The 24,115-nt window shown below is 54.1% G+C and carries 21 protein-coding genes; 1 reads left to right on the forward strand and 20 read right to left on the reverse strand.

What is annotated here, in order from left to right; all coding sequences use genetic code 11:
* Positions 1 to 20: 20 nt before the first annotated feature.
* The 14 genes from VI01_RS00080 to VI01_RS00140 all read right to left on the reverse strand — a co-directional run bounded on the left by VI01_RS00080 (position 21) and on the right by VI01_RS00140 (position 15,112).
* Positions 21 to 1,463: a serine/threonine-protein kinase gene (locus VI01_RS00080; protein ID WP_045813571.1), complete on the reverse strand. Its 1,443-nt coding sequence runs from the start codon at positions 1,461 to 1,463 to the stop codon at positions 21 to 23.
* 29 nt (positions 1,464 to 1,492) lie between these two features.
* A complete protein-coding gene (gene tssH, locus VI01_RS00085; protein WP_045813572.1) occupies positions 1,493 to 4,099 on the reverse strand; it encodes a type VI secretion system ATPase TssH in 2,607 nt (868 codons plus the stop codon).
* 53 nt (positions 4,100 to 4,152) lie between these two features.
* The gene (gene tssG, locus VI01_RS00090) at positions 4,153 to 5,202 is read right to left on the reverse strand and encodes a type VI secretion system baseplate subunit TssG (protein WP_045813573.1); all 1,050 of its coding nucleotides are present in this window, start codon (positions 5,200 to 5,202) and stop codon (positions 4,153 to 4,155) included.
* Positions 5,199 to 7,073, reverse strand: a complete 1,875-nt coding sequence (gene tssF, locus VI01_RS00095) for a type VI secretion system baseplate subunit TssF (protein ID WP_045813574.1) — start codon at positions 7,071 to 7,073, stop codon at positions 5,199 to 5,201. Before tssF ends, tssG begins: the two co-directional genes overlap by 4 nt.
* 2 nt (positions 7,074 to 7,075) lie before the next feature.
* The gene (tssE, locus tag VI01_RS00100; protein ID WP_045813575.1) at positions 7,076 to 7,636 is read right to left on the reverse strand and encodes a type VI secretion system baseplate subunit TssE; all 561 of its coding nucleotides are present in this window, start codon (positions 7,634 to 7,636) and stop codon (positions 7,076 to 7,078) included.
* Positions 7,626 to 8,453 (reverse strand): type VI secretion system accessory protein TagJ, encoded by an 828-nt coding sequence (locus tag VI01_RS00105; protein ID WP_045813576.1) that lies wholly within the window; start codon positions 8,451 to 8,453, stop codon positions 7,626 to 7,628. The genes tssE and VI01_RS00105 overlap by 11 nt, the downstream gene beginning before the upstream one ends.
* Positions 8,454 to 8,469: 16 nt before the next feature.
* Entirely contained in the window at positions 8,470 to 9,429 is a 960-nt protein-coding gene (locus VI01_RS00110; protein ID WP_045813689.1) for a hypothetical protein, read from the reverse strand.
* Between the two features lie 10 nt (positions 9,430 to 9,439).
* Positions 9,440 to 10,231, reverse strand: a complete 792-nt coding sequence (locus VI01_RS00115) for a PP2C family serine/threonine-protein phosphatase (protein ID WP_045813577.1) — start codon at positions 10,229 to 10,231, stop codon at positions 9,440 to 9,442.
* On the reverse strand, positions 10,228 to 12,039 hold the full coding sequence (tagH, locus tag VI01_RS00120; RefSeq protein WP_045813578.1) for a type VI secretion system-associated FHA domain protein TagH: 1,812 nt from the start codon (positions 12,037 to 12,039) through the stop codon (positions 10,228 to 10,230). Before tagH ends, VI01_RS00115 begins: the two co-directional genes overlap by 4 nt.
* A 300-nt stretch (positions 12,040 to 12,339) precedes the next feature.
* Positions 12,340 to 12,735 carry a lysozyme inhibitor LprI family protein gene (locus VI01_RS00125; protein WP_052696957.1) on the reverse strand — a complete coding sequence of 132 codons (396 nt, stop codon included), beginning with the start codon at positions 12,733 to 12,735 and terminating at the stop codon, positions 12,340 to 12,342.
* 55 nt (positions 12,736 to 12,790) lie between these two features.
* Entirely contained in the window at positions 12,791 to 12,952 is a 162-nt protein-coding gene (locus VI01_RS25280) for a hypothetical protein (RefSeq protein WP_156149321.1), read from the reverse strand.
* Positions 12,953 to 13,098: 146 nt separating this feature from the next.
* Positions 13,099 to 13,506 (reverse strand): hypothetical protein, encoded by a 408-nt coding sequence (locus VI01_RS00130; RefSeq protein WP_052696598.1) that lies wholly within the window; start codon positions 13,504 to 13,506, stop codon positions 13,099 to 13,101.
* A complete protein-coding gene (locus tag VI01_RS00135) occupies positions 13,503 to 14,495 on the reverse strand; it encodes a hypothetical protein (RefSeq protein ID WP_045813580.1) in 993 nt (330 codons plus the stop codon). The genes VI01_RS00130 and VI01_RS00135 overlap by 4 nt, the downstream gene beginning before the upstream one ends.
* A 134-nt stretch (positions 14,496 to 14,629) precedes the next feature.
* Positions 14,630 to 15,112 (reverse strand): type VI secretion system tube protein Hcp, encoded by a 483-nt coding sequence (locus tag VI01_RS00140; protein ID WP_045813581.1) that lies wholly within the window; start codon positions 15,110 to 15,112, stop codon positions 14,630 to 14,632.
* Between the two features lie 319 nt (positions 15,113 to 15,431).
* Here VI01_RS00140 and VI01_RS00145 point away from each other — a divergent pair, with 319 nt between their 5' ends.
* Positions 15,432 to 15,650, forward strand: a complete 219-nt coding sequence (locus VI01_RS00145; RefSeq protein ID WP_045813582.1) for a hypothetical protein — start codon at positions 15,432 to 15,434, stop codon at positions 15,648 to 15,650.
* A gap of 197 nt (positions 15,651 to 15,847) precedes the next feature.
* Here VI01_RS00145 and VI01_RS00155 read toward each other — a convergent pair whose 3' ends face one another.
* The 6 genes from VI01_RS00155 to tssM all read right to left on the reverse strand — a co-directional run bounded on the left by VI01_RS00155 (position 15,848) and on the right by tssM (position 24,112).
* Entirely contained in the window at positions 15,848 to 16,507 is a 660-nt protein-coding gene (locus VI01_RS00155; RefSeq protein ID WP_045813584.1) for a hypothetical protein, read from the reverse strand.
* 132 nt (positions 16,508 to 16,639) lie between these two features.
* On the reverse strand, positions 16,640 to 18,136 hold the full coding sequence (tssC, locus tag VI01_RS00160; RefSeq protein ID WP_045813585.1) for a type VI secretion system contractile sheath large subunit: 1,497 nt from the start codon (positions 18,134 to 18,136) through the stop codon (positions 16,640 to 16,642).
* Positions 18,136 to 18,666, reverse strand: coding sequence for a type VI secretion system contractile sheath small subunit (gene tssB, locus VI01_RS00165; protein WP_045813586.1), 531 nt, complete (start codon positions 18,664 to 18,666; stop codon positions 18,136 to 18,138). Before tssB ends, tssC begins: the two co-directional genes overlap by 1 nt.
* 71 nt (positions 18,667 to 18,737) lie before the next feature.
* A complete protein-coding gene (tssA, locus tag VI01_RS00170; RefSeq protein WP_045813587.1) occupies positions 18,738 to 19,748 on the reverse strand; it encodes a type VI secretion system protein TssA in 1,011 nt (336 codons plus the stop codon).
* A 12-nt stretch (positions 19,749 to 19,760) separates the two neighbouring features.
* The gene (gene tagF, locus VI01_RS00175; RefSeq protein WP_045813588.1) at positions 19,761 to 20,471 is read right to left on the reverse strand and encodes a type VI secretion system-associated protein TagF; all 711 of its coding nucleotides are present in this window, start codon (positions 20,469 to 20,471) and stop codon (positions 19,761 to 19,763) included.
* 14 nt (positions 20,472 to 20,485) lie between these two features.
* Positions 20,486 to 24,112, reverse strand: a complete 3,627-nt coding sequence (gene tssM / locus VI01_RS00180; RefSeq protein ID WP_045813589.1) for a type VI secretion system membrane subunit TssM — start codon at positions 24,110 to 24,112, stop codon at positions 20,486 to 20,488.
* Between the last annotated feature and the right edge of the window lie 3 nt (positions 24,113 to 24,115).

Here is a 24,115-nt window from a genome sequence, read left to right on the forward strand (position 1 = left end):
AAGTAAATCCCAGAAAATAATTAACTGTGAGGATCGAGCAGCCAGACACCTTCCGCACTGATGGTGAGTGTCTGTTCACGAGCGCCGTTATGGCTGCTGATCGAGAAGGTGTAGTTGCCCGGTGCCAGTTGCAGCGCGGCAAAACCATTCGCCGCAGGCACCACTGCCTGCTGTTTGCCGTTGACCTGCACGTGTTCACCGGGTTGCAGACGGATGTAGACCTGTGCCACCGGTGCCGGAGGCGGTGCAGGTTCCACTTTAGCCTGAGCGGTCTGGACTTCGGCCTCGGCCACCGGTTTCTCTGCCACCACCGGGGGCGGTGTAGCGGGTTGAGCCACGCTGGTGTTTTGCGCCTGTGCGGGCACGTCATCACCGCCTCCGGCCATTAATATACCCACGCCCAGCCCGACCAGCACACCCGCCGCCGCCAGGCCTGGCAGTGCAAAGCGGTGTTGCAGAAAACGTTTCGCCGGTGATGGCGGAGCCTCGGCTTCCACCTCTTCGAGCGGCACCAGCATGGTGCCCGGCCCACTGATTTTCGCCGCGAGCAAGGGTTCAGATTCGCGCTCGGGCAGCGCCATCAGTTCCGCAAATGCATCGATATTTTGTGGACGATCCTCGGCTTTCAGCGCCAGTGCCTTGTCAATCGCACTCAGCAACGCCGTGGAATAGCCAGCAGGGCGACTTTGTACCAGTGGCTGGTAGTTGTCTTCGATGCTGCGCACCACGCTAACCGGCGGCGGCGCACCGGTGATTAACATGTGCAGTACCGCCCCTAGCGCATAGATGTCAGTCCAGGCCCCCTGCTCGCTTTCATCGTTGTCGCTGTACTGCTCAATCGGCGCAAAACCAGGACGCAACATGGTCTCGCTTTCATCAGACAGGTTACCGATGGTTTTACGTGCGGATCCAAAATCGAGCAGGACGGGTTCGCCATTGCTCAGGATCTGGATGTTGTCGAGCGAGATATCGCGATGCAGATAACCGGCATCGTGAATGGTTTTTATCGCCCCGAGCAATGGGGGGAGAAGACGACGGATCCAGCCTTCGTCGATCTGCTGTGGATTGCGCGCGCGTAGATTAGACAAAGTGGTGCCACTGTAGAACGTCGTCCCCATATAAGCAGTGTCATTCTGCACCCAGAAGCGCAGCACATGTAACAAGTTGGGATGATTGAAACGCGCCAGCAGACGCGCTTCCTGGATAAAACTGTTCAGACCGGCATGGAAGGTTTTGCTAAACCGCTCGCTGCGCAACACCAGATTCAACCCATCACTACGCACCGCCAACGAGGCGGGCATAAACTCTTTGATAGCGATATCGCGCTCCAGCTGATGATCCCAGGCACGATAGACGATGCCAAAGCCGCCACCACCGATGACTTCTTTTATCTCAAACTCATTAAACCGGTAACCCAGCGGCAAGGCGTTGGGTACATTGAGGTGATTATCGTGTTCCGACATAGACGAAAACTCTCTGATAACAAACGGCTTTAGACATCAAACTGGCAAACAAACTCGCCCTGTTCACAACGCACCAGCACCCGACGATAACGTTCATCGCGGGCGTGGGCGCTGAGCAGTATCTGGCTCATTTGCGGCAACAGGGTATTGGTGAGAATGGCATCGACCATACGTCCGCCGGACTCAACTTCGGTGCAACGCTGCACGATCTGACTGACGACGCTATCGTCAATTTCCGTTGAGATTCCGTGATTCTCCTCCAGACGGCGCACAATACGCGCCAGTTGCAACCGGACGATCTGTGCCAGCATCGCGTCGCTCAGTGGGTAGTACGGCACCACCAGCAGGCGTCCAAGCAGCGCGGGCGGGAACACCTCCAGCAGCGGCTTACGCAGTGCATTGCTGAGCGCGTCAGGTTCCGGTAACAATTCCGGATCGGCACACAAGGCGCTGATGAGCTGTGTACCCACATTGGAGGTCAGGATGATGATGGTGTTACGGAAATCGATATGGCGTCCTTCGCCATCTTCCATCCAGCCTTTGTCGAACACCTGGAAGAACAACTCATGCACATCCGGATGTGCTTTCTCGATTTCATCCAGCAGCACCACACTATAAGGCCGCCGGCGAACCGCCTCGGTCAGCACCCCTCCTTCGCCGTAACCGACATAGCCCGGAGGCGCGCCTTTCAAAGTGGAGACGGTGTGTGCTTCCTGGAATTCGCTCATATTGATGGTGATGATGTTCTGCTCGCCGCCATACAGCGATTCGGCCAGCGCCAACGCGGTTTCGGTTTTCCCTACGCCAGACGGGCCACACAACATAAACACCCCGACCGGTTTGTTGGGGTTATCCAGACGGGCGCGTGAGGTGCGCACACGTTTCGCAATCAGATCCAGCCCATGGCGCTGGCCGATGACTCTTTGGTTCAGGGTTTCCGCCAGGTTCAGCACCGCATCGATCTCGTTTTTTACCATGCGTCCTAAGGGGATGCCGGTCCAGTCTGCCACTACGGCCGCCACCACGCTGGCATCCACGGCGGCAAACAGCAGCGGTGCTTCACCCTGCAATTCATGCAACTGCTGCCGGGTGGCATCCAGCTCACTGCGCAGCGCAGTTTCATCTTCAGTGACACAACGTGCACGCAACGCGATAAGTTGATCCACCAGCGTTCGTTCCTGCTGCCAGCGCGCGGTCAATGCCTCTCGCGTAGCGCTGAGTGATGCCTGCTGCCGGGCAATTTCCTGCTGGCGCTCAGGGGCACCGAGCCCCACTTTCGCCTCGCGCCCAGCGATTTCCGCTTCAATGTCGAGTGCCGCCAGACGATGCAAACAATCTTCCAGCGCCGGAGGCTGTGACCCCTGACTGACGGCGACCCGTGCGCAGGCAGTATCCAGCAGCGCCACCGCTTTATCCGGTAACTGCCGCGCCGGGATGTAACGATGCGACAGCTTGACCGCTGCACAGACCGCTTCATCCAGCAGCAGTACTTGGTGATGTTTTTCCAGCGCACTAACCGTACTGCGTAGCATCTGGATGGCTTTGGCTTCATCCGGCTCCTGCACTTGCACGGTCTGGAAACGACGCGTCAGTGCCGGGTCCTTCTCGATATATTTTTTATATTCGGCCCAGGTGGTGGCGCCGATGGTGCGCAGTTGTCCGCGTGCCAGTGCCGGTTTTAGCAGATTAGCGGCATCACCCGTGCCTTGCTGTCCCCCCGCGCCGACCAGGGTGTGAATTTCATCCACAAACATTACAATCGGAGTAGCGCTCGACTGCACTTCGTTGATCAACGCTTGCAGACGCGCTTCAAACTCGCCCTTCATCCCCGCACCGGCCTGCAGCATGCCGATATCCAGCAGCCAGAGTTGTACATCGCGTAATGGCGCAGGCACATCACCCGCAGCAATGCGCAGTGCCAACCCTTCCACCACCGCCGTCTTGCCGACACCGGCTTCGCCGGTCAGTAGCGGGTTGTTCTGGCGACGGCGCATCAATATATCCACTATCTGACGAATCTCTTCATCGCGCCCGGAGACCGGATCGATACGGCCCTCACGCGCTCGCGCAGTAAGATCCTGGGCGTACTGCGCCAGGGTGCTGCTGCCGGTGGCTGCCGGGGTTGCAGCGACCTCCGGTTGGGACAGCGCCTGTTGCGCCTCTTTACTCTGGCTCAGTAAAGCATCGAATTGATCCAACAGCGCATCGACGTTAATGCGTGCAAACTGCGCTGAAATTCCTTTCAGCACACTGGCGAGGCTGTAGGTTTTAAGCAGACCCATCATCAGATGACCGCCACGAATGCGGCTGGCTCCGTATTTGAGCGAGGCATAGACCCAGGCGCGCTCCACGGCACTGTCGATGTGTTCGGCAAGATCGGAGACGGCACTCGCACCGCGTGGCAGACGGTCAAGCGCCGCCACGATATCCCGCGTCAGCGCGTTTTCATCCAGTGAAAAATGACTGATTATCTGCTGTAAGTCACCGTCCTGTTGTTGCATCAGTTGGTGCAGCCAGTGCACCAACTCAACATAGGGATTTCCGCGCAGTTTACAAAAGGCGGTGGCGCTTTCCAGCGAGGTAAATAACAGCGTGTCCAGTTTGCCGAATAATACGGCGCGGCTGATTTCTGACATATCGAATCTCTGTAATAGAAGAAGCAGGCTATGTAACAGGAAAAGGCGATGGGCTAGCGCGAGGCTGCCTCAACTTCAAAAACAAAATCTTCTCGATCGACAGGCTTTGCTGGTTGTCCCAGCCAGCTGGTGTAACCCAGTCGGGCGCTGCCGCCCAGGGTCGCGCCCTGGACCTCGTTCGCGGCGAGGATCAGGCTAAGATCCCACTGCATTTCAATCCCGATGTAGTGTTGCACCCAGTCGCGCACTTCACATGCCCCTGGCGCATCGGGTAAGAAATGGGCATATTGCGCGGCGGTGAGTGGCCCCAAACGCAGGCGAAAACGGTGCTGCACATCGCGCACCGCCACCCCGAGAAAAGCCGATTCACCCAGGCGTGGCATGTGCCGCCCGGCGGCCAGACGCGCCTGATCGCGGCTATCCAGCGTCAGCCACTGCGGTTGGTTTTGCTCCAGCCGCACCGGGATACCAAAATAGAGGCGCAGAATGCGCACCAGACCTTCTGCATCATGTCCGTGGCGACTGAGATGTCCCACCAACATCAGTCGTGCGTGAAGGCTTAGCGAGCTGGCCTGTTGCTGCGCCGGTAAACCAATCCCGGCCAGACAGGCGAGATAGTCCTGAAAACGTTTGTCATCGCCGCGATCGAGAGAAGCGGTCGGCTGCGCATCCGCCCAGGCGCGGTAAAACAGTAAGGTGGCCCGGTGATGAAACAGGTCAGCAAAAGCCGCCAGACTGTAATCCTGATGATGGTCGATACGTTCGCGCACATACTCAGTCAAGTGCGTGGGTAGCGGGCCGTTAGGGCCAAACAGGCCAAAGCTGTAGATGGAGACATCATGACGACCGTCCTCTTCGCGCTCACGCACCGAGGCAAGCGTCGCCGGGGCGAAGGTCAGGGAGGGCATCTGGCCGATACGCAGACTTTCGAACTTTGGCAGCGGCGCGCGCCCCAGCGCATAACGCTGACCACCTTGCGCATTTAACCGTCGCAACAGTTGGAACAGGTCATAGCGCCAGGGAGTCGCCATCACCGCTGGCCAGAAATCGTCCGGCAGACGGCTGGCGCGCGATAAATGGATAATCTGTGCCACCTCACTCATAGCAGCGCCTTCTGGCCCATACGCGGCGGCCAGTAACCTACTTCGCCACGTTGCTGGCTGGTTAGCGTCAGTTCGGTGAAACTGTTGAGCGCCACAAGACGCGAGAAGACCCGTTCCAGCACGCTGCCAAACAGCCACGGACTGGCTCCGGAGAACACCTGCTCATCCACTTCCAGCGCAATACTGACCCCCCGTGCAAACACCACCGGCCCCGGTTCCGGCACCCGCCGATGTACCGCACTCAGTTGGCAATGGCGAATGCCCTCGATCTGACGCGCCACTGGCGCTTCCGCCAGATTGGCATACAAACTCAGCAGTTGGCGCAAGGCGGCAGCCCCTTCCCCGTCAGCGCTGTCCATCAGGCTTAGATAGTTCATTTGCAGATGGCTGATCAGCCGCCAGGAGGATAAACCTTCTGCCAGCGTCGGACGCGGTGGCGTTGGCCCTTTGCACAGTGTCAGCTGACTCACCGGGATTGAATCCGGCATCACAAACTGGCCGTGTTCCTGTTGCAGCAGCATCAGCGGTAAATCGCGGCTGGTGCACATGACCTCAGCAGAAAGATGGCGCATATCGTCGCGCCACGGTGTGTGGTGTTCATCCACCAGCGAGAGAAACACTTCAGAGCCAATATAGCCGGTGCGGGTGCCATAGCGTTGCGCATGTTCGGATAGCGTGCGCTGTTCACGACGCAGGGAAAAATAGGCGCCGTAGTCACCGTTATCCGCGCTGAAGGTGCTCCAGAAGGGTCGGAATACCTGCTCCTCGCGCTGCCCTTGCACGCTGGCAAACAAACGTTGCACCGAATGCACTTCGTAATCCAGCGGGCGGATGTTATCCACCACCAGATGATATTCATGCTGGCTGTCGCTGACTTTCAGTCGCTCGGCCATTTTCGGGAACAGGTTGATCACCGGGGTGCAATGCAGCGCCAGATGGCTGCGATCCACCACGCTCTCCAGTTCGGCGTCGGCCTTATCCAGCAGAATGATGATGTCGAATGCGGTGGCCTGTTCGCAACGGCTTAGTAACGCCGCCAGTTGATGCAGGCTGATAAACTGAAAGCGTGCCGGGAAAGCAAAATATTCCTGCAACAGACGGTAGCCATCGAAGTTGCGTAAATCGTCCGGTAACAATGCCTGCTCCGGTGCAAAACCCTGTTGTTGCAGCGCGTTATCGGCCAGTACCTGGCGCTGCGGCTGTGGTTCGACCGATTGCAGCACAATGCCAACACGGTGCTGCATCAACAGCTCCAGCAACCTGAGCGCCTGAATATCCGGGCCGCTGAGGTAGAGCATCAGTTCATCGACTGTCAGTTGGCTGAGCGACGCAACGCCTTCGCACTCGATCCGGATGCGCAATGCGCTGGCCGCCCCCAGGCCGCTCAACTTCAGCTCACCGAGCGGGATGTCACCGGGTACACCGCCGAGCGCCACATCGCTGATGCGTAACGGATGCAGCATCACGTCATGCGCTGTGGTGTAGCTACAAGTGACGCCCGATTTCTTCAGGCTCTGGCTCTCCATCATGGTGCCACGCGGCACCAGAAAACCGTTGCTAATATCCCCTTTGCGGCTATCCGGCGTTAGCTGGGCAATAGCCATTGAAGGGGTTGGCGCTAAATAGCCTGGTGCAATCATCTCCAGCAGGCGCTGGGAAAAACGCGGGAACTCCGCATCCATTTTTAGCTGAACGCGTGAGGTGAGAAACGCAAAGCCTTCCATTAAGCGTTCAACATAAGGATCGGCGATTTCTATGCCGCGCATCCCCAGCCTTCCGGCCACTTTGGGATAACGTTCGGCAAACTCCCCGCCCATCTCACGCAGATAGGCCAGTTCGCGGTTGTAGTAGTCGAGCAGTTTACTGTCCATGATTACCCCACATCCTGGAGTTCAAAATGACCATTCTCGAGATCGACTTGGGTACGAAACAGAAACTCCAGCGGATACGGCACGCACCACAGGCGACCTTTGATCTCAATCGATAGCACGTTGTGCAGGTCAAGTGCTTTCAGGTCGCTGACACAACGCACCTGCAAGCCCTGTGGCAAGATGCGGGGTTCGAAATGCAAAATGGCGTTAGTCATTTTGCGCTGGATGTCCTGCCATTCGATGTCAGACATGTTTTGTCCGGCCAGCGGCGCTACACCGAAATTCCATACCGAGCGCTGCACCTCGCCAAACGGGCTGAGATCCTGCTGCGCTTCGTTATTGATGGTGTTGAACAGCCACTGCAAATCGCGCAGTACATGGCGGCGTAGCGTGTTATGGGTAATCAGCACGCTGTTTCCCGGCTCGCTGCGTTTGTCAGGGGCATCGTCAGTCAGGCGATCCAGTAGCGAGGATTGCAACTTGTCGCGCGAGGTCAGCGTGTCGCGGTTTTTACGCGCACGATAGCCGCCGTGCAGCTGTGCATAGCCGTCTTCACGACTCATAAGCTGGCCCGATACGGTTAAAAGTAAGGCGTTGCAGTGCCAGCAGTGAGAACTCCTCACTGTCGCTCAGCCAGACTTTCTGTCCCAGACCAATAAACTGATCATCCTGGCTCCCCAGCGGCTGCCATTCGGTGACGCTGGCGCGCAACCAGGCTTCCTGCGCTGGTGCCGGTAAGGGATAGCGCACCGGGATCTGGCACACCTGTTCGCTGCCATCTACCAGTTGGATCAACGTATGGCGCCACACCAAATCCGTTACGCTGGCCGGTGGCTGGAACTGCATTTCCTGGATCGCAGCAAACGGCACCCAGTAATAACGGCCATTAACGATAGCTTCACACACCGGACCAAAACGGCTGTCGCCATCCATCAACCACGGGAACGCCACGGACTGGTCCTGCTGCTCTAACATACCGGGATTGACGTCGGCTTGTTCCAGCGCTTGCTGGCGTAACTCCGCACCGCGTGCCTCATCCCCTTTGACCTCGGCTTGCAACGCCGCCAGCAGGGTTTCACTCCATGCCCAGGCACTGCCCGGCAGTTGGGGTTGCGCCTCACCGCGTAACACTGCCGCACGTTGCAACTCTCCGGCAATCGCCTGTTGCAATAGGGTGATGGTGGGTTGTGCCTGCGGGGTAAGCGCCAGCCAGGATTGCAGTTGTGTTTGGGCACGCGTCCAGTTACCGGCCAGGCACAGCAGTTGGACAAAGGTGGCGCGCAGATCGGCGTCAGCAGGATTGGCCTGGATTTGCGCCGTGGTACGGGCAAGATTCTCCGCCAGTGATGCATCAGCCAGACGTTGTTGTAGCGACTCCATGCAAACTCCTTTTGCGTTAGTTGAGGGTGCGGTAAGCCGCTGCGGCCGGATCTTTCAATTCCGGATGCAGTTGCTCCACCAGTTGTACTTTCAGCGGCGCGGCGCTTTTCAACCACGGCGACCAGACTTTACGTACCTCTTGCAAGCGGGCACGCAGGGCGCTTTCATCGGCCGCATCGCTAGCGTGCATCTGCACTACCACCTGGTCCGGTGCCTGCCAGCCATTAAATTGCCTACTGAACGGCAGTACCAACCAGCTTTCCGGGGATTTCTCATTAGCCAGCACCATACGTTCACGGTTGACGGTGGTGATGGTCAGTTCGCTGGTCGACTGCCCGCTGCTTAAACCGGCAATCGGGAAACCTTGTAAAAAGCTCACAGCCACTGATTTTGTGGCCCCGTTACCCATCTGTGTCAGGTTGCTGTTGCCGCTCAACCAGCCATCCTTGCCACACACCAGCCCCTGCTTTGTCGGCACAAAGATGGCGCTGGATTGAGCCGGTTGCTGCCACCAGGTGCGGAAGTGGCAGCCATCCAACAGACTGAATTGCTGCCAGGGCGTGGTGTCCGCAGGCGGTGAACTGAGAGTGGGTGCCGCAGGTGTCGGGATCGCCGCCTGAGGTGGCGGGGTAACCACCGGCTGCCAATCTTTCGTGCGCTCAGCTGTACCTTCTGCCAGGGCGTTACCCTCTGCATCCTGTAATTGCCAGTGCAGTTGTTGCAGCGGTTTGCACTGCGACGCCATCAAACCGGCGACACGCGGCAGGAAGCCATCCAGCACGCTGGCACTTTTTTCACCTTTGCTGACGATGCGCAGATCCACACTCTTCTGACACCAACTCGCCAGCTGGTTATCTTTGACGTCATCAATCCAGACATCCAGTTTCTGTGCCGGGGACTGCACAATGCGGTAGTTCTCGGCAAATACCTGTGTACTCAACAGCAGCGCAGCCAGCCCCAATAATCCATATTTCATGTTGGCGTTCTCAATCGCGAAGAGGGAAAAACTGCGCCGCATCTGACAGCGAGTGCAGTAAGGTGGTGTCCTGAGGTGAACCAACCCACACGGCTAGCGCACTAAAGTTGTCCTGCTGCCCCTGTTGCGGTTGTTCGTTTTTAATGATCTGCTGCATCAGCGTGAGCCACTCTTGCGGCGTGTTGACCATATGCAGTGACTGCTGCATCTGTTCCAGCGTGACGCCATGCCAGAAGCCGTCGGTACACAGCAGAAAGGCATCACCATCTTCAATCGCCACCACATCGCTGTAGCTGGCATCACGCTGCTCGTCGCCCATGCCGAGCGCAAAATAGAGCAAATTGGTGTTGATGCCCTCGGTCTGATGCCCGGCATCTTTCATTTGCTGCACCAGGCTGTGGTCAGTGGTGACGTGGTAGAGGTAACCGCGTCGAAACAGATAGAGGCGACTGTCACCGGCGTGTGCCCAGTAAGCCAGGCCGTAATCACGATCGATAAACAAGCTCACCAGCGTTGTACCCATCCGGCTGTGCTCGCTGCTGGCTTTCTGTTGCTGGCGGATGGAGTGATTCGCGTGATTGACATAGTTACGGATCGACTGCGCATTCAGATGGGTTTCGCCGTTGAAGGTATCCATCAAACTGCTGCGGGCGATAGTGGCAGCGACGTCTCCACCAGGGAAACCGGCCACGCCGTCACAGACGACAAAGCAGGCTGAACGTTCACCGATGATCTCACCGGTCTGATCCTGATTGCTGGCGCGGTCGCCCTGATTCGACGTGGAAGCAATAGTGATATTCATGCGTCATCCGTGTGGGTTTGTGAATCTTTGTACTGATTAACTTCCATGTCATAGGCGTGCAGGAACGCTTCGCCAAACAGGGTGTGAAAGTCGTCTTCGATCTCGCCTGCGGTTTCGCCGTAGCGCTCGACAAAATGCTCCCACAGCGCCGCCTTACGGCTCCCCGGCAGGCCAAGGCGAGACACGGAACCCGCCTCGCGCGCTTCTTCTTCTAGCTGATCCGGGTTAAAGGATTGCAGCATGGAAGCGATGATGGCGCGGATTCCGGCGATCATCCCTAACTGGTGCGCCTGGAGGTCGATCAGCGCATCACGTACTGCCTGGCGTGGCGGCATAAAGCCGGGCATGCGGCTGCCAAACATCTGCATCAGCACGGTTTTGCCCGAAGGCAGCAGTTTGAACGGGTTGTTGGCATCGTCGAGGATCACCGTCATATCCGCTTTTACGCCACGCTTGAGAATCGAGCGGGAAGAGAGCAATGCGACGGTGCCCTGCGAGAACATGCTGAGCATCTGGCCGAACTGGCGCATTTGATCGCAATCGAACTGCGGCGTGGGCTGCAAATCCTGTAGCCCCATTCCTTCCAGCAAGGCATCCAGTAACTCACCTTTCAACGCATCACCACTGCTCTGAGCCGCCGCCTCGCGCTGGCTGTGAGACGCCACCGGATCAATGCGCAGACGCCCTTTCGGGGTGGGTGATGGGCTACGCTGCACCGCCTGCGGAGTAGGCAGGGTGATACCACCATATTCAATCGGTGTCGGGCTGGCTTCGGTCGGTTCTTCAGCTTCTTCAGCTTCTTCAGCTTCTTCACCCACGATGGGCGCAGGCGTCGTGTCAGTGTCATCAAATAATGGCGAGCTGCTAAGTTCAGCCAGATTGACGGTGTCTGGCGCGGCCGACGCTGGCTTTAGCTCTGGTTCTGGTTTTGGTTCTGGTTCAACTTCTGGCAGCGGCGGTCCTTCGGGTTGTGCCAGCGGAGCCGCTCCGCTCATCATCAAACCTAGTGGGTCATCGTGATGGCGGGGGTCAGGAGTGTTCTGGCTGCCAAACAAACTAAGAGGATCCAGCTCATCGGGCTGCTTCTCAACCGGTGCAGAGGCCGCAGCACTCTTCTGCCCCACCAGTGCACTCGGGGTCGCATCATCAAAAATGCTATCCTGGGCGAACAACGCATCCTCTTCATCAAACAAACTGCGGTGAGGTCGCTGTTGGCCGATATCCAGTGGCGTCTCACTGATCAGCGCAGCCAGTGGATTTTCCGGATTACGGTCAACTGCAGCGGGAGCCGTCAGCGGATGAGCTTCGGATGGCGCTGGCACAGGTTTGTTACGTTGCGATAAATCGTCAGAGATGGAGAATTCTTTCGCCAGGCTGTCCCAGATCTCACTGGGGATGGCGGCAGTGGGACTGCTCACCACTCCGGCGGGCTCATCAACAATGACGGCCGCTTTGGCGGCTGGCTTAGCGACCACGCTGGCAGACGATGCGGCGTGAATATCGTTCACCAGCAACTGATAATCATCAATGCCAAGAATATCGCCGTCCTGCAATTCCACCTGACGTCCACGTTCCAGTGGAATATCGTTCAGAAGCACGCGAGTGACGTTACCACGGTTGGTCAGACGACATTCACCGTCAGCAGTAATATGCACAATGGCCTGTAATCGGGAAATGGTACGGTCATCATCAGGTAATACCAGATTGTTATCCACCCCACGACCAATGGTGCCGCCAGGGGGTAAGAAGTCAAAAAGAGTTTGCGGCGGCTGGTGGCCGGGTTTAGTCGTTATTATCGTAAAGCGCATAACGGATTCCTGCGGTTGGCTGTTCGGCATCTATATCGCGCCTCTCTCGTGAAAGAGGCGGAATATAGGAAGCGTTTTATGACGGGTTGCGGCGCGATTTATCGCGCTCTTTTTAGCTGGTTAGATATTTATTTATAACCGCGCGATAAATTGCGCCACTACGAAATACGGAAAATTATAAGAAATGAGAGAGACGCAACAATGATTAAAGGGCCGAGATATTTTTATTTTACTCATATCTCATTAGAAAAAACGCCCCCAACAAAAAGGCGCCAGCAATAAGATAAAACTTATCAATGATTATTCATAAGGCATCGATTTAAGTTGCTCTACACGTTCCAAATCAATTCTGGCAACGCATTTATCTGTCAGCGTATCGTGAGTGAGGGTTCCTTTCTCAGCCATAAAGGACTCAAGACTACATTGGCCATCGCGGTACTTGAGCCAACCACGCTGGGTATCGGTTAACGTTGTCATGTAACTTTTTAAATCTGCCATTGAAGCGGAATACTCAGCATTGATTCTTTTCTTTGCTGCGATATATTCTCTATTTAACGTTTTTTCTGCTGCCTGTTTTGCGGAATTAAAACAGGCGAAAACCCCACCATCATTAGCGACTTTGCTGCATTCACCCTGCGCATTAGCGTAATTCTGTAGCACACTTATAAACAGAAAGATAATAATTCCCTTTTTCACATCAATTCCCTTATTTTTTGAAATAATTCGGCCATCTCATAAAGACCACTGAATTTTACTTTTGATATGCCTTACGCAATTCAGCAATGTTTTTCAGCGAAGAATTCTGGAGTTTTTCAGTGCTACCATCATCATAGTAAACACCGTCACCCGCTTTAACTCCCATAACATAGTAGTCGGTACCGTAGTGAACAGCGGCTTCAATGGTATAAATCACGGCAATTTTTTCATTTTCATCATCTTTTTTAAATGAAACCTACCGAATCTACTTTATGGCAACCTACTGTTTCCCAGTCACCCTGCTCAATCGTTTGAATAAACTGATTAAGACATTAGTTCAAACTTCCGTAGAAACCATTATCTTTAAAGATAATGGTTAATTAGACTCAACGCAACAGCAATAAAAAGCACTGCAAAACTCGCGACATTCAGTTTATGGAGAGACAATAACCAACCCACCCTTTCCATAGGTTGACTCCTGATAAAATCACAGGATTCTTCACTAGCCGGTTTTTTTTTGTCAAGGATGGCTTTTTGGCCGTGATACAGGCTGGAAAAATAAGCAATTTTATGGGCATTAAACATTGGACCAAGAAAAGAGGCTATATCTGTGATCAGATCTAACTTCAGACCTCTTTGCCTGAAATCGCTAAGCAACAAATCATATTTATCTTGGTTGCGCTTGAATATTAAGTAAGAAGCAACCTGGGAGGTAAAAAAAATAAAATAAAAAAACAAAGATAAATAAAACAAAAAATCAAATCTATTCATAAAATTTTATCCATCAATGTGCCAACAGTCACTTCAGCACCTTTCGCGGAAATATAACTCCCGACAGCTGAAGTGACGATAGTACATGTCAGAAGCCCTACTGGTCCAGTCGCAGCTCCAACTGCAAGGCACGCTCCCCGAAGTGCTAATGCAGCGCCAATGCCCCCATAGATTCCAGCCGCTGTACTGCCTGAAAACTTTGCATATTCAATCACCGCCACTCGCCCACATTCATTTTGGCGCTCAACTGTACAAGCCTTATAGACTTCATTCGTTGTGTTCAACGCGCTAAATCCAATAGACACCCAACCACCAGCTTTCATAAATTTTGCTGCCTTGGCTGCACCATCAACATAAGTTGAATAGCCCCGGATGGCGCCAACTCCCGCCGTTTGCCAATCATGAACAATCGATGAGCTGGACAGATTCAACGCATGTTTCAGCTTCTCGTAAGGCTGTAACCTCAAAACCAGCCGAGAGAATTTATTCAACATTATGTCAAGCTCAGCAAACAAGCGACGGCGTTCGACAAAGAACTGTTCACCAAATAGTGTTCCAGAAGTGAGATATTGGTTACGGTACGCGCTCTCGATGGCCGTCAGTTTTTTTCCAATCTCAGCAAAGTATTTCTCTCCGGCATCGCCTATCAGACCCGAGGACTTGTCCATAAAGTTCGTCATTGCCGCAATCGAGGCGTAGTGCTGATGAAAAAAGCTCGCTTCATCGCTGGACAGTTGTGACAAACTATTATTCGTGGTCGTTTTCGCCGCTTTCAGAGCATTCATTGCTGCCGTTGTGTTGTTACCCTCAGGATCGGCCACAATCAAAATCTGACCTGGCTTTGCCCAGGCAACGTCTGCATTCAATTGCAAAAAGTAATTTGCTGCTGCAACATTGCGATTGCCAAATAAAAACATCGCCTGCTCCGTGAGCCTTCCAGGACGCTGCACCACACAAAAACCTGGTTCGACCCTACTTTTCCCGCTCATTACAATCTCCTTTTGTAATTCAATGCATTCAATAACGTTGAATACCGTAATGTAGCGGCGCGATTTAACACGTGCCTTTGAATAAAATTAAATCGCGCCGCTACAATTACTGCAGAGTTAATTAATAAAGAACATTACGCCTCTTTATTTTCCTTAATGTTCCAGCCTGAACTGCTTTCTGCTCCTTTACCACCGGAAGAGCTCTGCTCCCAATACTGCTGCTTGACTTTAGATGCCTGGAAGGAGTAGCTCATTCCCAGCGTATCGCCATTGTCAGAACCATTATAATTCACATTAGTTACCAGCACGTCTTCCAGTGTAATGCGGGCATACTCAACCTGAGTGCCACCCGCTTTACAGATAGAGAGTTCGACCTTCGTGAGATGTTTACCGCTGGCGCAGTTCTTCAGTAGCGCAGTGGTGGATTTATCGATCAGTGCATTGACGTGCAGATCGTTGAAATTAACCTTACCCGCACCGCCGCCACCGCCAACAGACATATTGCCTGGTTGAGAAGCTCCCCATGAGAAAGAGGTAATATCGGTCCAGCCAGTGTGGTTTGAGTCTTTTGATTCGCCGGTAACGCCGTCGACCTTCATAAACATATCAATAGCCATTATCTTTCTCTCTTAATTGATTGAGATTGTTGCTTTAAGAAAAGCAAGGATATGGCAAAAAGAAAAGCATGGGGCTGAATAAAACAGTCCATATTTTACCTTTGCCTTGCTTCTGAAACAGTGTCGTAAACAATATTTCAGATAACGTATTGCCGGATACATACCCGACAAAATTTGTATGCGTTTTTAAATCGATATATATATTGAGAACCTGATTCCTTTTTGCATACCCGGACTTCACGCGCTCATTTCATGGACAGTGACCTGACAGATAGTCTATAGTAGCCCAGCGTATCAAAAGTTCACCGAAGGAACGAATATGAAAAAGGTTATCTCAGCATTCCTGATATTAGTGTTATCGCTGCTCTCACTCTATTCAATTGCAGATATTATCGAATCGATAGTGCTGGTTTCTCGTTATGAAAACTTTAATGCTGCTTCTGCAGGTATCATTGCCGGTAAAGTTATCTTTTCAGCGCTCTGCATCGCTATTATTTTTGTTTTATATAAAACAGTATACAAAAAACCGCTTAATTAGTTCGCTTTAGCTTTTCGGCCACTGCATAGATTGCTATTGACGCAGTTATTGAAATCATTATCAGAACTGCGTGGATAACTTTCCCCACTAAAGAGACATTCCAGTCAAAGAACAGAATATAATAACCTGCACAGGTTATTAAAATCAGCGCAGATAAAAAGGTCAGCAAAAGGCTGATGATATAGAAGGCTGATTTTTTAAACATCCCGTATCCCTTCCAGAAAATTCGAAAACACCTGTTGCGCGAGTGGCGAATTATTCTGTTGTAGTGCAATCGCATCCAGCCAGGGATCAATATTATCTTGTAGCAGAAAATAGAGTAAATCGAGATCACCTGCACCGCGCAACATGGCATAAACCTCCCTATTCTTTTTCATCAAATCCCGTGAGGTATAGATTGCGCTTGAAACAGAAGCACCAATGGTGATGATCCCTGTCATCCCCGCGCTAAAAAGAAACTTAGGGATGACCCGGCTAAAGAATCGTGACACGATCTCATTCACAAACACGTATTTAAACGCAAAAGATCCCGCTGCACTCCCACCCATTTTTACCAGTAATTTTTCTAACTGCTCTTCGCTGAGCCGTTTGAAATATTGCTCAACCACCAGTTTTATCAACGTGCGCAGATCATCACTTGTCGCTCCCTTCTTCAGCAGGCTGATCAAGCGGATGCGATCCGTTTCGTTATCCCAACGATGATCACTATCGAGAAAGTCTTTGGTCAGCGCATAGAGATCACCCGGAATCGCGGCAAATCCACTCAGCGCACTCACCATAAACGTCTCAACATCCGATTTCTTTTTGGTATTGAACAGGGCCAGCATGCCATCAGCAATACTTTTCGGCGAATCCATATCCCGAATCCTTTTATACAGCGATGATTCCAGAAGACATCAGGCGCAAAACCCTCTAGCGCCTGACATCTTAAAAGTTTTAGGATGTGTTCTGCTCAGTGAGACTCAGGCATCGCACATCCTTTTAAACACTTACGCATTGTCATTTTTCAGCGAAGGCAGTTTCGATACCAGACGCAGCGAGACCGTCAGGCCTTCCAACTGATAATGCGGACGCAGGAAGAATTTCGCCGCGTAGTAACCTGGATTGTCTTCCTGCTCCTCAACGGTCACCTCGGCTGCGGCCAGAGGTTTGCGTGACTTAGTTTCCTGTGAGGAGTTAGCCGGGTCACCGTCCACGTAGTTCATCACCCAGTCGTTCAACCAACGCTCCATATCATCGCGCTCACGGAATGAGCCGATTTTGTCACGCACAATGCACTTCAAATAGTGAGCAAAGCGGCAGCAGGCAAACATATACGGCAGACGCGCCGCCAGACGCGCATTGGCGGTAGCGTCGGCATCGTGGTATTCCGCCGGTTTCTGCAATGACTGCGCACCAATAAAGGCCGCGAAGTCCGAATTTTTACGATGTACCAGTGGCATAAAACCGTTTTTCGCCAGCTCCGCTTCACGACGATCGCTGATGGCGATCTCAGTTGGACATTTCATGTCCACACCACCATCGTCACTCGGGAAGGTATGGCACGGTAAGTTTTCTACCGCCCCGCCCGATTCCACACCACGGATTGAGGTGCACCAGCCGTACTCTTTGAAGGAACGGTTGATGTTGGCTGCCATCGCATAGGCGGCGTTACTCCAGGCGTAATTGCCATGATCAGAGCCATCCGTTTGCTCTTCAAAATCATAACTGTCCACCGGATTAGTACGGATACCGTATGGCAGACGAGCAAGGAAACGTGGCATCACCAGGCCAAGATAACGTGAATCCTCTGATTCACGCAGACTGCGCCAGGCAGCATATTCAGTGTTCTGGAAAATCTTGGTCAAATCGCGTGGATTCGCCAGTTCCTGCCATGACTCCATCTGCATGACTTCGGGTGCCGCACCGGTAATAAACGGACAGTGTGCCGCTGCGCCAATACGTGCCATCTCTCCCAGCAACTCCACATCCTGTGGGCCATGATCAAAGTAGTAATCACCGACCAGGCAACCGAAAGGTTCGCCACCAAACTGGCCGTATTCCTGCTCATAGATTTTCTTGAACAGCGGGCTGCGATCCCAGCCCACACCTTTGTAACGTTTCAGGGTACGTCCCAGCTCCTGCTTGGAAATACTCATAAAGCGAATTTTAAGCATCTCATCGGTTTCGGTGTTGTTCACCAGATAACTCAGGCCACGCCACGCGCTTTCCAGTTTTTGGAAATCCTGGTGGTGAATAATCTGGTTAACCTGCGCCGATAATTTCTCGTCAATTTCAGCGATCAGTGACTGGATAGTGCGGTACGAGTCGTTGGAAATGGTAACGCTGTTCTCCAGCGCTTGTTGGGCCAGAGTTTTGACCGCGTTTTCAACCGCTTCCCGCGCCTGATCGTTCTTCGGACGAAACTCTTTACTGAGAAGCGCGCTGAATTCATCCTGGCTGAAGCTGGATGCGCTTTCCGCCTGCTGTTGCAATTTCTCGCTCATTATTCTTCCTCCTTACCTTCTGCTACGTCGGCTTGCTTTGGCAGATGCGTCAGCGCCTGCAGTAGCGTCGGGTCATGCAGAATTTTGCCAATCAACTCTTCCGCGCCGTTTTTGCCATCCATATAGGTCAACAGGTTAGCAAGCTGGGTACGTGCTTCCAGCAGCTTGTTTAATGGCTCAACGTGGCGGGCAATCGCATCAGGTGAAAAGTCATCCATGCTTTCAAAGGTCAGTTCGACATTGAGTTTTCCCTCACCCGTCAGGGTGTTTTCAACCTGAAACGCCGCACGCGGTTTCATCGCCTTCATGCGCTCGTCAAAATTATCAATATCGATTTCAAGGAATTTACGATCATCAACAGCAGCCTGCGGTTCCAGTGGCTTGCCAGCGAGGTCTGCCAGCACGCCCATCACGAACGGCAGCTGGATTTTGCGTTCCGCACCATAAATCTCCACGTCATATTCAATTTGAACGCGGGGCGCGCGATTGCGGGCAATAAATTTCTGCCCGCTGGATTTCATAGTGGCCATGATTTTCTCCATAAATGATGCGCGGTTAAGGCGCGCAGGTGTCACTGCGTGATGAAATGAGGAACGCGGCGTTAGTCGTGGCGTCCGAAGATGTTTTGCAACTGATGAACGCCGTCCGGTGCCAGATCGCGAATGATGTCCATAAAATCGAGTTCGACCAGCCGCTGTACGCGGTCAATCATTAACGGCGCCGGATGGCTTGGCTCATGCTGGGCGAAGTATTGCTTCACCTTTTCCAGCATCAATTGGGCATCCGCGCGGCTGGTAAGCTGTACTGTCCGCCAGTCTGGCGCATTACGAGTCGCCGTAGATGCTGGCACGTCTGCGGGCTGATCATCAGCAGCATCTGGCAGTGCCTCCGCTGAGTTTGCGGATTGCGTCAGGCTGACCAGCAAGGCAAAACTTTTCTGCAACTGCGTCATATCAGGCACCGCGCTTTCCCCGAGACGTTCGGCGAGCAGCGCGTGCAGGCTTTGCAGGTATTGATAGATGTGTTGCAAGGTGGCAGCGGCGGGTTGCCCCTGCTGCGCCAGTTCGTCGCGCAGACGCGCCATCCCGCCTGGGTAGTCAGGTGTCTCTAATTTGCTGCCATCACACAGGGCGATGGCATCACGTAGCGTGATGCCGTCCGAGGCGTGACGTAACAGCCAGGCCTGGCGCACGGCTGCCGATAACGCAGACGCATCTTCGAGCAGTGCCAGCGCATTGATGCGATAGAACGGATCCTGTTCGCCGTCCTCTTCCAGACGTGGCCAGAGCGGTTCCCAATAGCGCAATAGCGCCTGTTCAATCAGTTCCAGCCCCTGCGCATAGCCTGGCAGGCCATTCAGGTGAGTCCAGGCCTGGGTCAGGGCCAGCATCACGCGTAAATCTTTACTGCGGCTCAGCAATTCCGTTGCCAGCTTTTCCACCCGGTTCCAGTCAGCCGGCTCCGCCGGGATGATGGTTTCACCAAACTGTTGCTCAGCTTTACCGGCGCTGGCCTGCTCCATCGCCTGAAAATCGGCGTGATATTCCAGGTTGTCGCCGCAAGGGTCATCGTTGCTGATCGGCTCCAGCAACGCATCGAGATTGATAGTCATGCCGGTTGCACCTCAGGATTCAAACATCGGGGGATAAAGTCCATTTCGTCCGGGCTTCGCGCCGCCTGCCGGATCAAACAGCAGCGAAAACAGCTGGGCGGTGAAGTTGCCGCTATGCACATGGGTGTACAGCGGGAAGCCGTCGCTTTGATTGGTCCACCAGAAACTGGTGTAAAACTGGGGATCAAAGATGTCGGCAGGCAGTTGCCAGCTCAGGTTCGACACGCTGCTCCCTTCACCAATAGTCGCCAGAATCTCTGATGCCTCCTCCTCTGGCTGCTGCGGCAGAGGAATGCTGAGCAAAGCCTGATCCAACTGTTCCGGGCTACTGCCGTCGCGCACCACACGCAGTAGTGTGTTGCCGACCTGTTGATACCAGTCGCCCGCATAGCCCAGCATGGCAGGCGACCATTCTGTCGGGCTGAAGTGGCGCAGGGCGCACAGCGGATAGTGGCGGCCAACGCTATCGCGTGAAGCGGTCAGGCTCCCCATCTGCACCAGTTGGCTGCCGAGCATCGGTGGCACGACAAAATTCCATACTGGAGCGCTGAGAAACGCTCGCGAAGGCGCATTCTCCCCTTCGGCACTGGTTTGCCAGTGGTGTAACCCCACCTGAAACCAGTGTGACCATTGCCGTAGCAAGCTGTCGGGAATGCGTCGCTTAACAAAGTCCCCCGCACTGGGGAGTTTGCCGTACCAGCCGGGTGCTGCGTATTGCGTCATCGTAAGGCTCCGATTCAGGGACAGCTAAAAGCGGGAAGCTGGAACGGGTTGCGAATGCTGCCGGGGGTAAATGACAGCGTGACCTGATGTCCTTCCACGTTAAAGTTGGCTTCGCGCGTCAGGCCGCCGGACTGTGTCAGCCGGGCGCGATCGAAAAAGCGATTCAGCGCCCAGGGACCACTGGTGACCAGCGTGGAGGTGGTACCATTAGTTAAGCCAAGCTGCATACGCACTTGACTGGTGCCACCAGGCCCCGGCCAACTGACCATTTGTACCGCCTGTGGGCCATGGCTGTAGCGCAGGATCTGCCCATCGACATCCAGCGTCAGGGTGAGAATTTCGTTATCCATTTTTACCGTGCGCAGTGTGACGCGAAAAGATGGCGTGGTCGCGCCATTGGTAAAGAACGCATCGCGAATTGACTGCGACTGCTGGAACGGACGCAGCAACGCTTCACCACCCGGCAAGGTTTTGCCATCAATCCCGGGTGTGAAACGCCAGGCCGCGTGGGTGGTATCAACTTTGCTCGCCAGATTGTCACGGAAGAAGCTGTCCATCAGGCCGCTTCCCGGCGCAAACATGCGTGCCAGGTCATCGGGAGTTACTTCGTTGCGACCATTGCGCACCAGCGGATAACGTCCGGCGATAGCCTGCTGACAGAAACTGCCCACCTCCATCTGGATACGTTTGCGTACGTTATCCATATCGCGACGCTGGGCGTCTGAACTGGCCCCCACCGCCATGCTGGAAACCATGTTTTGTAATGTACCAGGTAAACGACCCGCACTGGCCTGTACGCGCCTAATGGCATCACTCGATGGCGGTGGCATACCGCTGTTAGCCGCATCTTGCACCGCGGTCAGGTAACGATAGAGATCGTCAATCTGGTGCAGAAAATCATCCACCGCCATCACTTTACTGCCCTGCTGTAGCGGCTGCGCCAGTTCGATAATCGAGGCAAAGTGCGCACCCACTACCTGTTCTGGTGCCGGATTCGCTTCGTTCTGTGCCGCACTGGCCTTCGGCGCACTAAATAACGCCTGCAAGGTGCGGGTAGCGCTATTGTCTGACGCTGGCGGCGCGGTTTGTGCTGCTTTGTCATCTGTTATCGGACGCGTCAGCGTCAACACTTTACTCAGGTTGATAACCAACTGGCGCAATGGTGAGTGGTTGCCGGAAAGTAAACGAGCGGTGTTAATACGCTGTGCCAGATCAGCGCTGTTATTGAGCTGAATATCGCTGAGGAATTGTTCCCACTGACGAATGTAATCCTGCATATAGAGCTGGCGCACCGCTAAGTCGGTCTGTTGGCTGTTTTCCTGTTGCGTGGTGCCGCCCAATACCCAGCGATCGTCCTGATACAGTGCCTGAGTTACCGGCGCAATTTGCTTATCAACGTACTGCCAGTATCCGTCCGGGGTATACAGGCCTGCGACGCCATCGTTAACCGACTTTCCACTTTTACGTGAGAACACCAGTTCGCTTTGCGGGCCACCGAGCGCGGCGAGGGTAACCGTAGGTAAGCTGCCATCACGTTGTAGCAGGCGCTTCAGGCGTCCGTAGACGCGCTGTGATAGCGGCATCTGATTAATCAGCGCCTGCTCGCGCTTTACCAGCGCATCATCCTGCGCATAAGGCGAGGATTGGATTTGCGTTTCCAGCAACTGTTGCAAATGCCACGCCAGCTGTTTGACTTCCTGCTGAGTCACGTTCTGCGGTAGCTCACGCGAGATATTCAGCATCAGCCAGGCTTGCAGGAACTTGCCGTCATAATGCTTAGGTTGATACAGCATCTGATATGCCTTCAGCGCCTCGTAGCTGTAATCCGCATCACTGCCGTTGTCATTACGCAGCCAGCGGGTGATGTTTTGTGCCACCTGCGGCAGCAACAATTGCTTCAACGCTTTGCTGTAAAGTGCCTGGCTGGCGTCACTTACTTCAATGCCACGGTATAACCACATACGACGCGTTAGCGGTGGTTCCTGCAATGAGAAGTCTTTGCTCTCCGGCAGATGCAACAGCATATTGAGGTAAGGCACCAGCGCAAACAAATCGCCATTTCTCTGCTTTTGCAGTTGATCGCCAAGTTGCTCAACCTGCGGCGTTTTAGCGGCCATCTCCTGCAAATAGGCTTTGTTTTTACTGTAACTGGTCAGCCATAACCCACCCGCAATCAGCACCAATGCCAGCAGCGCCAAATAGCCGGACCAAAGTCCCGCACGATTGCGCAGTTCCCACCAGCGATTGCTGGCTGCCAGTCCAGACTCCTGAAATACCACATCTTCCAGCATGTCTTTCAGGAAAAAACTTTGCCCTTTGGTCGGGGGGATGGGCGCATCTTTGCCAACCTGATCCCAGCGACCTGATTCGCCGTTCTGTTGTCCCGGTAAATGTAACGCACGGGTTAATTCACCCATCACGCGGTCAAACGGTAGTCCTTCCTGGGTGCCGCTGGCAAAGTAAATGCCGCGCGGTGCGAACTGGGTCTCAAAATCGGAGCGGGCGAATAAGGTCTCCAGTGCTTCGGCCAGCAGCGGACGTAATGCGGCAAACTCCTGCGGGAACAGATAACTTTCCGCGCGCGACTGCGCGTCGCTTTCAGCCAGCAAGGTATCGGCTAACCCGGCATCCAGACGTTGTTGCAGCAGCGAATACTCCTGCTGGAACTGACTACTCAGTTCGAAATCGGCCGTTGACGCCTGCGCCCAGGGAAAGGTGAAGCCCCATATCTGTTCGCGCTGGGTTTTATCCAGCCCGGCAAAATAGCTGCGAAACCCTTTCAACAAGTCCGCTTTGGTAACCAGCACGTAGACCGGGAAACGAATACCGAGGCGGTCGTGCAGCTCCATTAGACGCTGACGTAAAGTGAGGGCCTGATTGCGCAAGGCTTCCGGCGTCTGACTAAGTAGATCCGCCACGCTCAGGGTGACGATGACACCATTGATCGGCTGGCGACCACGGTATTTGCAGAGCAACGCCAGAAAGTGGTGCCACTCACTGGCATCACGCTCCTGTTGGCTCTCCTGAGTGGCATAGCGTCCGGCGGTGTCCAGCAGCACAGCATCATTGGTAAACCACCAGTCGCAGTTGCGCGTGCCCCCGATACCCCGCAGCGCGGCCTTACCAAACTTATCCGCCAGCGGGAATTGCAGACCCGAATTGACCAGCGCAGTCGTTTTACCGGCCCCCGGAGCGCCGATGATCATGTACCACGGCAATTGGTAGAGATACTGACGGCTGAAACGCTGTGCCCAAAACGGCGTCCCTTTGCTGTTATGACGCTGGAAATGCGCTTTTTTCAGCATCTCCGTCGCTTCGCCAAAACGGCTCGCCAGCACTTGCTCCTCGTTGGTGAGGCGTTTTCTGTCCTGTTCAGATTCGCCACTCGGGCGGGTTTCCAGGCTCGACATCAGTTTACGGTTGAGCCACATGTTGTAGAGGCGAGGAATCGCCTGGCTCAAACCCCACACCAGATACAGCAAGGCAATACTGATCACGCGATTCTGCTCAGGTTCAAGCGGCCGCGAATCGACAATCGAGAACACCGGGCCAATCACCCAGATGATAAATGATAGCGCCGTGATACCGACAAAACCCCAGGCGAGGCGGCTGGTCAGCACGGCAAAAAGCATATTCAGCATGGA

This window comes from Pantoea sp. SM3, assembly GCF_000963995.1.
GTDB lineage: Bacteria > Pseudomonadota > Gammaproteobacteria > Enterobacterales > Enterobacteriaceae > Pantoea > Pantoea rwandensis_B.